The organism is Jeotgalibacillus aurantiacus (assembly GCF_020595125.1).
Taxonomy (GTDB): domain Bacteria; phylum Bacillota; class Bacilli; order Bacillales; family Jeotgalibacillaceae; genus Jeotgalibacillus; species Jeotgalibacillus aurantiacus.
Map to the genome: position 1 here is coordinate 866,340 of NZ_JACNMS010000002.1, position 12,764 is coordinate 879,103.

Consider the following 12,764-nt stretch of genomic DNA (forward strand, 5'->3'; position numbering starts at 1 on the left):
ACTCAAAGGGCTCGACACACCAGTAGACTCCCTGTGGCGGAAAGGGTGAGTCGATCCCGTCTTTTTTAGCACAATTAACATAATGAAGATGGTTTAATATTCATTAGTGCCGGGGACATCCGCAGACTCCTGCGGCAGAGAAGCGACAGGTGAGACAACGCAGCGCGAAGCGCAAGTTGGCTCACCGCGCGGCCTTGGAAAAGCGGAGGCGGGCGTTTAGGGACGTACAAACTGGACTGGCTTCGACGAAGATAAAGGAAACACGGAGAGCGTCAGCGAGCCGATGTTGACTTATCGAACGAGAGGACGGGAAGTTTGCTAGTCCCTGCCCGCCGCAGCTAGACAAAGGAAAGCGGAGGATGTCCCCGGAACGGTTTCAATAAGAAAATCAACAAATTATTTTTGTGAGAAAATTTAATTAATTCCTACCTTTTATTATTTTTACTTTATTGCTATAATATCTTCAACGCACTTATTTCACAATTTTAAAATAACAATAGAAAGAAGGTGACAACTTTGGACGATAAGCTCTATTCAATGAAAGAAGCAATGTTATTTAGTCAGCGTATGGCACAGCTCAGCAAAGCTTTATGGAAAGCAATTGAAAAAGACTGGCAAAACTGGATTAAGCCTTACGATTTAAACATTAATGAACATCACATTTTATGGATTGCCTATCATTTAAAAGGTGCTTCTATCTCAGATGTCGCAAAGTTTGGTGTTATGCACGTATCGACTGCATTTAACTTCTCTAAAAAACTGGAAGAACGTGGATACCTTCAGTTTTCAAAAAGAGAGAATGATAAGCGGAATACGTACATTAAATTGACTGAAAAAGGTGACGCTCTTCTACTGGAGCTGATGGAAAACTATTCACCTGAAACGCATTCAGTGTTCCAGGGCGCATCTCCTCTAAGGGAAATTTACGGAAAGTTCCCTGAAATGATGGAAATGATGGCGATTGTAAAAAATATTTACGGCGATGATTTCATGAAGATCTTTGAAACTTCCTTTCATAATATTGAAAACGAATTCACTGAAGTGGAAGGAAAGATCCAGAAAACCCGATCAGCCGATCCGCTCAAGCAAATTGCCTCTTCATAACCTCCTTCAAGGGGGTTTTTCTTTTTAGCTCAGGCTCCCCCCTACGCTCACTCCAGAAATTTTATTACATAATTTGAATTGTAAATTTTTTATTAAGGTATTGATTTTTAAATCAAAGGGGAGTAAAGTAACTCACAGGTTGAATTTAAACACCGTAATATCGTCGAGAATGGAGGCGATGAGATTGCATTGCTGGAAATCTATAAACGTTAAAAAACAGTACGGATTTTATCGGATTTTTATGCTTTCTACGATTCTTGTCCTGACTGTTTTTTCTATTTTACATGTATCCATCCAGCTGATGGTAAGTCATCCGCTTAAAGATAATCATTTTATCTGGTTCGCATTGGGATTTTTACTTGTGTATCCTTTACACAAGATTTTTCATACTATCCCTCTTGCCGGGTTTATGAATTTAATTAATTTGAAGACCAGATTTCATTTTTACTTTGTACCGATTATGTCTGTAAGAGTTAATAAACCTATTCCGAAAATTTATTTTATCATGGCGCTTATTTTTCCTTTTGTGATTTTAAACAGTATTTTCTTATATGCAGCTGCTTCTTTTCCGGGCTATGCCCATTATTTTACGATTCTGACCGCATATCACTGTGGTATTTGCCTTGTTGACTTTTTATATGCGAAATGCCTTTTCAAATCTCCTCGCGGTGCTTTTATCGAAGAGGATGATGATGGCTACGAAATTCTGATTCCCGTTAAGGAATCAACCTCCTCTGGGATGTAAAACAGACATAAAAATAGGCTCGCCCTGTTTTTTATGTCTGTTTTTTGGTATCTTAGTAACTAGAGGATAGGAGGATGATAGAGGATGGTTGAAGTCATTGGACTGTTTATCGTATTTACTGTGTTTATACTCTATTCGATTAATCGTATGACAAATAGATTATGTGTTCAAAAGGAAATTCCAAATGAAAAACAACCGAAAGTCTTCCGGACAATCAATATTTTAATCTTGATCCTGCTGCTTTCATCTTATGTAGAAATTCTTTATACGTAATTAAAACGGCGGAACGCTTCCATAGAGGAATCGTTCCGCTTTGTTTTTTCCCGTTTTTATAAATATCCTCAATCCATTCCGTCACAATAGCGTCCAAATTTGTGCGTAAAGTGACCAAGTTCAGGCGGAATGTGACCAAGTTCAGGCGGAATGTGACCAAGTTCGAGAAGAATGTGGCCAAGTACCAGCTGAAAGTGACCAAATGATCGCCTACGCTTTTCTTTTTGGCTAGCTGCGGCTCGCAGCGGCTAGTGCGCTTCCCTCAGCTCTGTCCGATAAGTCAACATCGGTTCACTTCGTTCACCGTGTTTCCTTTATCTCCGGCGCTTCAGTCCAGCGCATACGCCGCTGAACGCTCGCCTGCGCTTTTCTTTGTCCAGCTCCACCAGGCAGGGACTAGCAAACTTCCCGTCCTCTCGTTCGATAAGTCAACATCGGTTCACTTCGTTCACCGTGTTTCCTTTATCTTCGTCGAGGACAGTCCAGTTTGTACGTCCCTATACGCCTGGTTACGCCTTTCTTTGGCTAGCTCCGGCACCTAGCCCCTCGAGGTCATAAGTCAAAGCTGAAAGAGGGCAAAAGGCAGCCCTCTTTTCATCTTCGCCTTATGCTTGTCGGGGCTGAGCAAGGTGCCTACGCTTTTCTTAGAACCACGCGCTGCCGATGATGATAAGAAGTATGAAGAGGACGACGACTAGGGCGAAGCCTCCGTAGTAGTTACCGTGTTTATGTGACATTTCATTTTCCCCCTTCTGTTGGTTTTTAGAACCACGCTGCTCCGACAATGATCAGAAGGATGAACAGCACGACAATAAGTGCGAATCCTCCACCGTATCCACAGGACATTAAAACCCCTCCTTCCTTTCTTTTGTATGCTATTCAAAGGAAATCAAAAATGGTTGGGCAAAATAGTAAATGTGAAAATTCCTTGAATGTAGAGAAAATTAAGTATTCTCTGTTGGGTAAACGTTTAAATAAGCGTTCACCGTAATATGGAAATGTGATATAGTATGCAGTGAAGAATTTTCACCATAGATTTCACACATATAAGGAGAGGAAATGAATGAAAAAGTGGATTGCAGCAGCTTCACTTACTTTAGGTGTAGCGGCTTTAGCAGGTTGCAGTGACGAGGAATCAGCAAGTGAAGTGATCGCTTCTTCGAGTGCAGGGGACATTACGAAGGACGAGCTTTATGAAGAGATGAAGAAGACTGTTGGGGAACAGGCGCTTCAAATGATGATGCTCGAACAGGTACTTGAAGAAAAATATCCTGTTGATCAGGAGACCATTGACGCTGAGTTTGAAGAAGCGAAAGCACAGTACGGCGAGCAGTTTGACATGGTCCTTTCACAGCAGGGATACGATGAGGAATCCTTCAAGGAAATGCTGAAACTGAATCGTATGCAGGAGAATGCACTCGTTGCAGACGTTGAAGTAACAGATGAAGAAATTCAGGCTGAATACGACAAGATGAAAAAAGAAGTCAGCGCACGTCATATTCTTGTTGCTGACGAAGCAACAGCACTTGATGTGAAAAAGCAGCTTGAGGATGGCGCAGACTTTGCTGAGCTTGCAAAAGAAGTTTCTACTGAGCCTGCAGCACAAGAAACAGGTGGAGACCTTGGATTCTTCGGACCGGGAACAATGGATCCTGCTTTCGAAGAGGCCGCTTTTAACCTTGAACCTAATGTCATCAGTGATCCGGTCGAAACGAGCTTCGGCTGGCACATTATCGAAGTAACAGAAACGCGCGAAGCAGAGGTTGAGCCTCTTGAAGAGATTCGTGATCAGGTTGAGCATGATCTGAAACTGGCAAAAGCAGATATGAATCAGATCGGAACCGTTGTAAGAGACTTGCTTAACGAAGCAAATATCCAGGTAGAAGACGAAGATTTGACTGAAACATTTGATGCCCTTCTACAGGAACCTGTCAGCTCACCTGCTGCCCCTCCGGCAGAAGAGCCAGCTGAAGAGGAAACAACTGAAGATACAGAAGAATAATACAAAACATAAAGCCGGTCACACTCCGTTTCCATGAGTGTGACCGGCTTTATATCTGCTCAAAAATGAAAAACCTCCTGCAATTTTCATCACAGGAGGTTTTTCATTTCCATTCATTGATTTTTAAGCTGCGACACCATTTTCTTTCTTTTTTCATCTTCGATCCGTTTTATGTAGGCTTCACCATGTTCTTCGATAAAACGGACTTCCTGTTTTCTTTCAGCATGCGCAGTCTTCAGAAACATAATAAAACTGATGATGATCCCGCCAATTGCAATATCGATCCAGATTGGAAACATCCTTTCCCCTCCTGCATTTAATCAGCTCAAGAGCCGTTTATAGAGGGTATGTTTCCACCCTTTCTCTTATGCGTCTTCAAATGGATCATCGTATAGGTGTGGACGGTAAAATGTACGGTTTTCAAGGGCAAATACGCGCTCTGTAAATTCACCGGGCTTCGTCCGCTGAATGACACGGTCCATCATAATCATTTTTGCGTCCAGATTGTCAATGTAATGAAGTATTTCTGCTTCCCTTAGCATTGGCGGCTTTGGTGAGCCCCATTCTGCTTTCCCGTGGTGGGATAAAATCATGTGCTGAAGCATCAGCACCTCTTCCCCTTCCACTTCAAGCTCTTTCGCTGCTTCAGCAATTTCATTCACCATGATTGAAATATGCCCCAGAAGATTACCTTCAAGCGTATAGGTCGCTGATACGGCACCTGACAGCTCCTTCACTTTGCCCATATCATGAAGAATCACTCCTGCATACAGAAGATCCTTATTCAGATTTGGATAAAGCTCTGTCAGTGATTTCGCGATTTTCAGCATCGAGACAACGTGGTAAGCAAGTCCTGACACGAACTCATGATGATTTTTCGTTGCTGCCGGAAACTCGAGAAATGCCTTTTGATACTTTTTGACCAAATGACGTGTAATTCTTTGAATAACAGGGTTTTTCATCTCAAAAATATACTGGGTCAGCTCTTCCGTCATTTCATCTTTTGATAGTGGTGCGGTTTCAAGGAATTCTCCCATTTGCACGTTATCAGTCGCTGAAGCCGGACGGATCTGCTTTAATCTGAGCTGATTTTTGCCTCTGTAATTATGAATTTCACCTGCAACCTTAACAATGGTCTGAGGCTGAAATCTTTTTTCTTCTTCATCCCCTGCATCCCACAGCTTTGCTTCAATTTCCCCGCTGCGATCCTGAAAAATCAGGGTTAAAAATGGCTTTCCAGCCGTTGTAACACCCTTGGTTGTTTGTTTAATCAACAGGAATTGTTCAACCTGATCCCCTGCATTTAAAAATGTGATGCCTTTCATCTCTTCGCCATCTCCTTTACATGGAATTGCCTTTTCAGGCGTTCTTCAGGCGGAACAAACGTTCTTTATTAGTATAACAGATAAACAGTCCTGACACATATGAAGCCGAGACGTATGAATTAGCTCGTCTTCTCACGCTTTGAAAGCTGAAGTGCTTTTTTAAGGTCTTTGATGGATGACGAATTTCCATACATCAGTACACCACCACGATACACTTTTGCGCCAAACCATCCAAGCAGTAAAATTGTGATCAGCATCAGCACAATCGCGATCACCGGTTCCCAAATCGAAATGTCCAGCATTCCGACACGGGTAAACATGACGAGCGGACTGAAGAAAGGAATATAAGATGTGATGGTAATAAGAGCTGTCTCAGGCTCCGCCAGACCGTAAAAGGCCAAGAGTGCTCCACCGACCACCAGGAGATTAACAGGCAGCAGCACCTGCTGAAGATCCTCTGTCCTGCTCACGAGAGAGCCTAAAAATGCAGCAAGTGAAGCGAACAAAAAGTATCCGAGAATATAAAAGATCACCGCAAAAACGATGGTAACGATTGAGCCGGAGGAAAAGTCAAACAGCGAATAAATCCCGCCTTCAAAAGAATCCTGGCTCAGATTAACGGAAAGAATACCGATCCCTGCCCAGATCGTCAGCTGTGTCAGTCCGACAAGACCGATCCCGGCAATTTTAGCAAAAATCTGCTGGATAGGTGAAACGCTTGAGATCAGGATTTCCATTACCCGTGATGATTTTTCATTCGCTACTTCCGTTGCGATCATCATTGAATATATCAGCACAGACATATAAATCACAAAAATCAGGATATAGACGAGTCCTCTCGCCTGATCAAGTTCAGCGGCAGATCTTGCTGAATCCACATAAGCCGATTCTGCAAATGAAACAGGAAGATTCAAGGTTGCCAGCTCATCGGCACTTAACCCCAGTCGGTTCGCAGCGATGTTGGACTGAATCGTCTGAAGTGCAGCCTGCAAGTCATTTGAATAGGAATTGGCTGTTAAAGATTTCGAAATGTATTCAGCCTTTATTTTTCCGCTCTCCGCCATATCAACAATCAGAAGCGCGTCAAATTCCCCTGCTTCTAACTCCTCTTGCAGAACAGCCTGATTTTTATCTTCGGTTGAAACGGCAATAGAGCTGTTGATAATCGCTGTCTGATCCGCGATAAGTGAAGCGATCTGAGGTTCTTCCTCATAAACGACGACTTCCCAACTGCCTTCTCCACCGTTACGATCAGACGAAAAAATATCGGCAATCGACTGAAAATTCGTTCCGATGATAATGGCAAGAGCAAATAGCGCAGTTGTGATGATAAATGATCTGGATTTAATTTTTCCTATGTATGATTTCGCCAGAATCAGACCGAATCTATTCAAATGAAGCACCTGCCTTCTCAATAAAGATATCATTCAGCGACGGTTCTTCAAGTGAAAACTGCCGGATGAAACCCCTTCCCTGAATGGACTGCAGAATGTTTTGTGAGACATCTTCGTTTTCAATCTGAAGAATCACACCGCCAATCACCGTTTTCAATTTCACTACGCCAGGAAAATCTTTGAGCTCTGATAAGTCCATATCCGATCTAATCACCAGATTTTTCTTACCAAATGCCTTTTTTATCTCAAGCAGACGGCCTTTCACGATCGGTTTTCCATGATGAATGATGCACAGACTTTCACATAATTCCTCCACATGCTCCATCCGGTGACTCGAAAAAACAATGGTGGTGCCGCTGTTCTTAAGATCCGTTACGGCTTCTTTTAAAAGCTCGACATTGACAGGATCAAGTCCACTAAACGGTTCATCAAGGATGAGCAGCTCCGGCTTATGTATAACTGAAGCGATAAACTGGATTTTCTGCTGGTTCCCTTTAGACAGCTCCTCTACTTTCTTATTTTCATAATCCGGAACTTTAAATCGGGCAAGCCAGGCTTTCAGTTCTTTTTCAGCTTCTTTTTTATCCATTCCTCTTAATCTTGCAAGGTAGACAATTTGCTCCTTCACTTTCATTTTCGGGTAGAGACCTCTTTCCTCCGGCAGATACCCGATTTTCTGACTGTTATGGTAACCGATTTTGTCATTGTTCCACGTAACTGAACCATTTGTTGAATCAATAAGCCCAAGAATCATCCGGAAGGTCGTCGTTTTTCCTGCACCATTTGCGCCAAGAAATCCAAACAGCTCCCCTTTATTTATTTCAAGTGACAGCTGATCAACAGCTGTATGGTCACCAAATCTCTTTGTAACATGATCAATATGCAGCATCTCCCAAACCTCCTCTGTCCCTATCATTATTCTATACGTATTATATAGAAAAAAGTTCATTTTTTCCTGACTTTCAAAACTTTACGGAAGTTACCGGCTGTGTAAAAATAAAAGAGCGGACAAAGAGAGGAGATGGTAGACGTGGATATTTACAAGATCACCGTTTTTGATCCGAAGGGAGAACTTCTTTTTGAAGATTCCTTCGAGGCAAAGGAAGACGATGAAGCGAAACAGATCGGTGAAAAGAAGCTTGAAGAGCAGGGTTACATAGAACATACTCACCGTGTTGTATCCCCGAGAGGCAAACTGGTTTTATTTCACAGCTAACCAATTGGACATGATCGCAATAATGGAGGTGGGGCAACTCTTATCAGAGTCGTCCCACCTCCATTTCATTTTCAATCTTTACTGTCCTTTAAAAGCAGGTTTTCTTTTATGCACGAATGCATTGATTCCCTCAAGATGATCTTCCGTCTGCCTCATTCTCCACTGTGCTTCTTCTTCCATTTCAAGCGTTGACTCAAGCTCTTTCAGCCTGCTTGCACGCAGAATAGCCTTCGTCTCAAGCATCGCTTTAAGCGGACTGCTACTGAATCGGCTGACATAAGCTTCTGCTTCAGTAACGGCACGTCCCTCTGCCGTTACACGGTCAATCAGCCCGAATGAATGAGCTTCGTGGGCATTCATCACGTCCCCTCTCCAGATCGCGTGCATCGCCTTATGAGACCCGACTCTTTCCTGCATCAGAAAATGACCGCCACCGTCAGGCACAAGACCAATACCGATGAAGTTCATCGCAAGCTTACTCTGCTCTTCAGCAATCAGAACATCACACGCCAGTGCCAGACTCAGACCAAGACCCGCAGCAGCACCGTGGATCGCACTAATCGTAATTTTCGGCATGGCATAAAGCGTGGTTGAAAGTTCTTTGATCACTTTCATAAACGTTTTAAATTCTTCCTCACCACTCATCGTCAGCATCCCTTTAATATCACCGCCGGAGCAAAACCCTTTTCCTTCCCCTTTTAACACCACGATTTGCAGGTCTGCATTACGTGAAATCTCCTTCAGCACATCAAGAAGCTCAGACATTAACTCCATATTCAACGCATTCAGACTTTCAGGCCTGTTCAGTGATACCCATGCCGTTTTTCCTTCAGTTTTCACGTAAAGTGTTTTATAGCTGTTCGTCAATTCCATTTTTCCATCCCCCTTAAAAATGAATGATCATTCATTTTATCATTCTCTACGCCTTTCATAAAATCCTTCTTTTTTTTAAAAGATTCTTATTCTGGCGCGCGATACTGTAATCTCCACATAGATTAATAAGAAAAAATACCTATTATTATTATTTTTTTAGTCTAATTGATGTAAACGTTTATCAATTTCAGACGATATAAAATAAGATTTGATACTAAGGAGGATTTTTCATGAAGTGGCTAACATCAAGGGAGAAAAAACATAAAGAAGACTTATTAACACTTGCTGAAAAGCAGTCTGTAACGATTACACTGCCAAAAGAAGCAACCACTGCAGCCCAGATCAGTATGATCGCTTTGCAGAAAGAAGATCTTCAGGTGCTTGCAGCCTTTAAACCATACGTAACGGAAAACATCGAAGCAATCGTTGCCAGCTTTTATAAGACATTGGGTCATGAACCTGGATTGCTAACCATTATTAATACCCACAGCTCTATTGAAAGGTTAAAGAAAACATTAACCATTCATATTCAGGAAATGTTCAGCGGTAGACTCGATTCTACATTTATCGAAAAACGCCACCGTATTGCTGATGTGCATTTACGTATCGGACTCGATCCTAAATGGTATATTGCTGCATTTCAGGATCTGCTAAATTCCCTGACCGATGTGATTATCGAACTTCCTTTTGGTGAAAAGGATAAGTTTATTCTAATCAAAGCTGTTTCAAAAATCCTTAACCTTGAAATGCAGATTGTGCTTGAAGCATATGAAAAGAGCTTCCAACAGCAGATTCAAAATGAGCAGGATCGACTTCATGGTCTATTAATTACACTGAAAGAAAGCGCAGCTGCTCTTTCTGAAAACAGTAATTCCACAAGCGAAAATGTCAAGCTGATGAAAGAGGCACTGGAGCATCTGGCATCCCGCGCACAGCAAGGGTCAGGTGTAGCATCCGAGCTTCAGTCCAAAACCGGCGATGAAAAAGTCCGCCTTGATAAAACGAAAGAAGAAAGCGAACAAATTTCTTCAAAAATGATGACAACGGAAAAAAATATTAAAGAACTTAACAACTTGAACAGTCAGATTTCCGAAGTAGCCAATATGGTTACGTCCATAGCCGACCAGACAAACCTCCTGGCATTAAATGCTTCAATAGAAGCTGCGCGTGCAGGTGAGCATGGTAAAGGGTTCGCCGTGGTTGCAGATGAGGTTAGGAAGCTTGCTGAAAATACAAAAGAATCCGTCGCGCAGGTTTATGATCTGCTAAAAGATACGAATGTTAAAACAAAAACGATTGAAGGATCAATTATGGAACTGAACACTCTTTTCCAGGCAGAGCGTGACAGCATTCATTCAACAAGTGAATCCTTCAATGGCATTATGGAATCCATGAACCAGCTGAAATCACAAAATACGCAGATGGATCAGGATGTCAGCCGACTCGTTGTGATGCTTGATCAAATTTCCCAGGAAGCTTCAGGCGTCGCTGCAGCTGCAGCATCACTTGAAGAAAGAGCATAAGTTTTCAGAAGCCTCTTTTAATAATAAAAAATGAAAAGACCCCATTCGAAAATGGGGTCTTTGTCATTGAATTACTGCTGCGTTTGATTATTTTCCATTGATCCATAAAGCTCTTCAAGCGGCTTCATGATCACTTTGTTCAGTTCCTGAATCGTCATACTCATGCGTTGCTCTGCATCCATCAGCTGAGCAATCAGCTCATGCTGCTGAACAAGCTGAGCCGTTTTCTGCGCCTGTTCAATTTCTTCCTGTGTGATTTCCTCACCATTCATCTGCTTTTGCTGAAGTGAAAGCTGAATGTCACGGAAGTTTTCAAAAATGCCTTTTGCAGACTCATCGTTGTTTACTGCATCGTACATTTTCTTTAAGTTGTTGAATTCATCACTTTGACGAATTGCACGCTCTAATTCATTTGCCTGATCGTACAGATTTACTGACAATCAAAAAACCTCCCTTTTTAATCACTCTTCCCCTATTCCCTGATGATTCCGTCCTAAACATCAATCAATCAAAGTCCAGTTAAGAGTACAAATATTCCCTGAACGATTCCGATGAGACCACCGAGCAATGCGCCAAGATAGGTGATCATTTTAAATTCCCTGCGCGAAATGCCGAGTACAAGCTCTTCTAGCCTAGATACTTCAAAGGAGTCAACCTGTTCCCTGACAATTTCCTGCAGCTTCATTTTTGAAAGAATAGCCTCCAGTTTTTCAATGAGCAGTTCTTTCAGTTTTTCAGACGCTTTTGGAATTAAATGATTGACAACCCTGTCTTCTAGTGGCTGAATCGCACTGCCTAACGGGCGCTGCATCCATTCATTCAGGTTGATGCGTTCCTTTAATATGCGCTGCAGACGGACAATCAGATCGCGATCAGTAATGATCGAAAACGCCCGATCCCACTGCCAGTCCTTGATTTTTTCCCATTCTGTGCGCAAAACCTGTTCGAGTATATCATGTGTGCCATCATGTTTCAAAAATTTTATGATCTCAGGCTGAACTTTATCCCCAAGAGAGGTATTGCCCATGATCATATTCACCATGCTGCCAAGGGTTCCACGCGTTTTAAGGAAATCATCAATCATTGTCTGAACGCGTGCTTTTCCTTCATCTGATTCAAAGTAATCGATGCCCTTTTCCAGGATATAATCTGTGACGGTTTCAACCTTGCCATCCAGACGGTCAAGCCATTTCTCCGGGAGCGTCTCTCTGATCGTTAAAAACATGTACTGATCTTTCAGCTGATCGTACTGCTGTTCAATCCATTGATCCATTGTTTCTTCTATATAAGGAACTGGCGAGGTCAGATCAAACCGTTCAAATACATCCTGAACCGTGTCCTCCATATTAAAAAGCTTACCGCTTTCCTTTTGAAGCCAGCGTGTTAAAGCCTGCTCTTTCTCCTTCGTCAGAAACTTTGTTTTCAGACTGTCGGCTGTCAGCAGGTGATTGACGACCATCAAGCCAAGCTGTCTAGCCAGTTCTTCTCTTCTTTTTGGAATCAGACCCGGTGTAAACGGAACCTTCCATTTACCGATGTATACTGCTTTGTATGGCCGAAAAAGCATTTTAATTGCAAGGGAATTGGTGAATCCCCCAATCACCGCTCCAACAACCATCATAACTGATAGTAATAAAAATATATCCATCTCAAATCACCTTCCGCTATACATACAATCCATTCTTTCTCAGTATAGCAGAAACTTCTTCATTCAAATATGATTATAGGCGCATGACACAATACGAAATAAATAGAAATGGATCTCCTCCTTTTAAATTCACCATATGAGCATTTATTAAAAACATTCACATGATATACTGAAGGAAATTGGAACATGGGGGTTTATTATGATTCAGCATTTTCAATATAAAAAAATGTATGAAAGTGATTTACCGGGATGGACGTTTTCATTTACCTATCAGGGGGAACAGATCAGGGGAATTTATCATAAAAACGGACAAATTGAATGGTCAACACCAGCTCCCGTAAAAGATCCGGACAAAGTTGAAAAGCAAATACATGATCTGATGCTTTTCCACGTTTACGGTGATTAATACCTGTATAGAACATGCTCAATATGCATAACGTATGTGCAGGGGGTGTTTTCAATGACAAATCATCCGTCTTTTCTGCCCGACACTTCATATGAAGGACGGGACAAAGCATTTTTTGATGTCGACCGTTTTATTAACGAGGGAATGTCAGGAGGAACTGTTTTCCGATACGGGAAGCAGACAAACATTGAAGAGGCACGTGACCTGGATGCTGAAACACCGCCAAATTAGATCATTCAAAAGGCTTTCCGTAAA

At 42.1% G+C, this 12,764-nt stretch carries 17 protein-coding genes; 8 read left to right on the forward strand and 9 right to left on the reverse strand.

Going from position 1 to position 12,764, the window contains the following annotated elements:
• The first annotated feature begins 516 nt into the window (after nt 1-516).
• The 3 genes from H7968_RS09040 to H7968_RS09050 all read left to right on the forward strand — a co-directional run bounded on the left by H7968_RS09040 (nt 517) and on the right by H7968_RS09050 (nt 2,122).
• Nucleotides 517-1,104, forward strand: coding sequence for an HTH-type transcriptional regulator Hpr (locus tag H7968_RS09040; protein ID WP_134375338.1), 588 nt, complete (start codon nt 517-519; stop codon nt 1,102-1,104).
• A 184-nt stretch (nt 1,105-1,288) separates the two neighbouring features.
• Nucleotides 1,289-1,849, forward strand: a complete 561-nt coding sequence (locus tag H7968_RS09045; protein WP_227395818.1) for a DUF3267 domain-containing protein — start codon at nt 1,289-1,291, stop codon at nt 1,847-1,849.
• An 84-nt stretch (nt 1,850-1,933) separates the two neighbouring features.
• Entirely contained in the window at nt 1,934-2,122 is a 189-nt protein-coding gene (locus tag H7968_RS09050) for a hypothetical protein (RefSeq protein WP_134375342.1), read from the forward strand.
• Nucleotides 2,123-2,766: 644 nt separating this feature from the next.
• Here H7968_RS09050 and H7968_RS09055 read toward each other — a convergent pair.
• Nucleotides 2,767-2,859: a YjcZ family sporulation protein gene (locus tag H7968_RS09055; protein WP_134375344.1), complete on the reverse strand. Its 93-nt coding sequence runs from the start codon at nt 2,857-2,859 to the stop codon at nt 2,767-2,769.
• A 25-nt stretch (nt 2,860-2,884) separates the two neighbouring features.
• Complete coding sequence (locus tag H7968_RS09060) at nt 2,885-2,968, reverse strand: YjcZ family sporulation protein (protein WP_134375420.1); 84 nt, start codon at nt 2,966-2,968, stop codon at nt 2,885-2,887.
• A gap of 217 nt (nt 2,969-3,185) precedes the next feature.
• Here H7968_RS09060 and H7968_RS09065 point away from each other — a divergent pair, with 217 nt between their 5' ends.
• Nucleotides 3,186-4,124, forward strand: a complete 939-nt coding sequence (locus H7968_RS09065) for a peptidylprolyl isomerase (protein ID WP_227395819.1) — start codon at nt 3,186-3,188, stop codon at nt 4,122-4,124.
• A 113-nt stretch (nt 4,125-4,237) separates the two neighbouring features.
• Here the strand turns inward: H7968_RS09065 and H7968_RS09070 are convergent, their stop codons facing one another.
• From H7968_RS09070 to H7968_RS09085, 4 genes are all read right to left on the reverse strand, one after another.
• Nucleotides 4,238-4,423 carry a sporulation YhaL family protein gene (locus H7968_RS09070; RefSeq protein WP_227395820.1) on the reverse strand — a complete coding sequence of 62 codons (186 nt, stop codon included), beginning with the start codon at nt 4,421-4,423 and terminating at the stop codon, nt 4,238-4,240.
• A 66-nt stretch (nt 4,424-4,489) separates the two neighbouring features.
• Nucleotides 4,490-5,449 (reverse strand): 3'-5' exoribonuclease YhaM, encoded by a 960-nt coding sequence (yhaM, locus tag H7968_RS09075; RefSeq protein WP_134375350.1) that lies wholly within the window; start codon nt 5,447-5,449, stop codon nt 4,490-4,492.
• 119 nt (nt 5,450-5,568) lie between these two features.
• Nucleotides 5,569-6,843, reverse strand: coding sequence for an ABC transporter permease (locus tag H7968_RS09080; RefSeq protein ID WP_227395821.1), 1,275 nt, complete (start codon nt 6,841-6,843; stop codon nt 5,569-5,571).
• On the reverse strand, nt 6,836-7,732 hold the full coding sequence (locus tag H7968_RS09085; protein ID WP_227395822.1) for an ABC transporter ATP-binding protein: 897 nt from the start codon (nt 7,730-7,732) through the stop codon (nt 6,836-6,838). Before H7968_RS09085 ends, H7968_RS09080 begins: the two co-directional genes overlap by 8 nt.
• A gap of 141 nt (nt 7,733-7,873) precedes the next feature.
• Here H7968_RS09085 and H7968_RS09090 point away from each other — a divergent pair, with 141 nt between their 5' ends.
• Nucleotides 7,874-8,059, forward strand: coding sequence for a YhzD family protein (locus H7968_RS09090; RefSeq protein ID WP_227395823.1), 186 nt, complete (start codon nt 7,874-7,876; stop codon nt 8,057-8,059).
• Nucleotides 8,060-8,137: 78 nt separating this feature from the next.
• On the opposite strand, the gene H7968_RS09095 is transcribed toward H7968_RS09090, so the two are convergent.
• The gene (locus tag H7968_RS09095) at nt 8,138-8,932 is read right to left on the reverse strand and encodes an enoyl-CoA hydratase (RefSeq protein WP_227395824.1); all 795 of its coding nucleotides are present in this window, start codon (nt 8,930-8,932) and stop codon (nt 8,138-8,140) included.
• Between the two features lie 230 nt (nt 8,933-9,162).
• Between H7968_RS09095 and H7968_RS09100 the strand changes: the two genes are divergently transcribed.
• Nucleotides 9,163-10,455, forward strand: a complete 1,293-nt coding sequence (locus tag H7968_RS09100) for a globin-coupled sensor protein (protein ID WP_227395825.1) — start codon at nt 9,163-9,165, stop codon at nt 10,453-10,455.
• A 71-nt stretch (nt 10,456-10,526) separates the two neighbouring features.
• Here the strand turns inward: H7968_RS09100 and H7968_RS09105 are convergent, their stop codons facing one another.
• On the reverse strand, nt 10,527-10,895 hold the full coding sequence (locus H7968_RS09105) for a YlbF family regulator (RefSeq protein ID WP_227395826.1): 369 nt from the start codon (nt 10,893-10,895) through the stop codon (nt 10,527-10,529).
• 68 nt (nt 10,896-10,963) lie between these two features.
• Nucleotides 10,964-12,103 (reverse strand): DUF445 domain-containing protein, encoded by a 1,140-nt coding sequence (locus H7968_RS09110; RefSeq protein ID WP_227395827.1) that lies wholly within the window; start codon nt 12,101-12,103, stop codon nt 10,964-10,966.
• 199 nt (nt 12,104-12,302) lie between these two features.
• On the opposite strand from H7968_RS09110, the gene H7968_RS09115 reads away from it, so the two are divergent.
• Together H7968_RS09115 and H7968_RS09120 are read left to right on the forward strand one after the other, a co-directional pair.
• Nucleotides 12,303-12,509 carry a DUF5342 family protein gene (locus H7968_RS09115; RefSeq protein WP_227395828.1) on the forward strand — a complete coding sequence of 69 codons (207 nt, stop codon included), beginning with the start codon at nt 12,303-12,305 and terminating at the stop codon, nt 12,507-12,509.
• A 54-nt stretch (nt 12,510-12,563) separates the two neighbouring features.
• On the forward strand, nt 12,564-12,740 hold the full coding sequence (locus tag H7968_RS09120) for a hypothetical protein (protein ID WP_227395829.1): 177 nt from the start codon (nt 12,564-12,566) through the stop codon (nt 12,738-12,740).
• Nucleotides 12,741-12,764 lie beyond the last annotated feature (24 nt).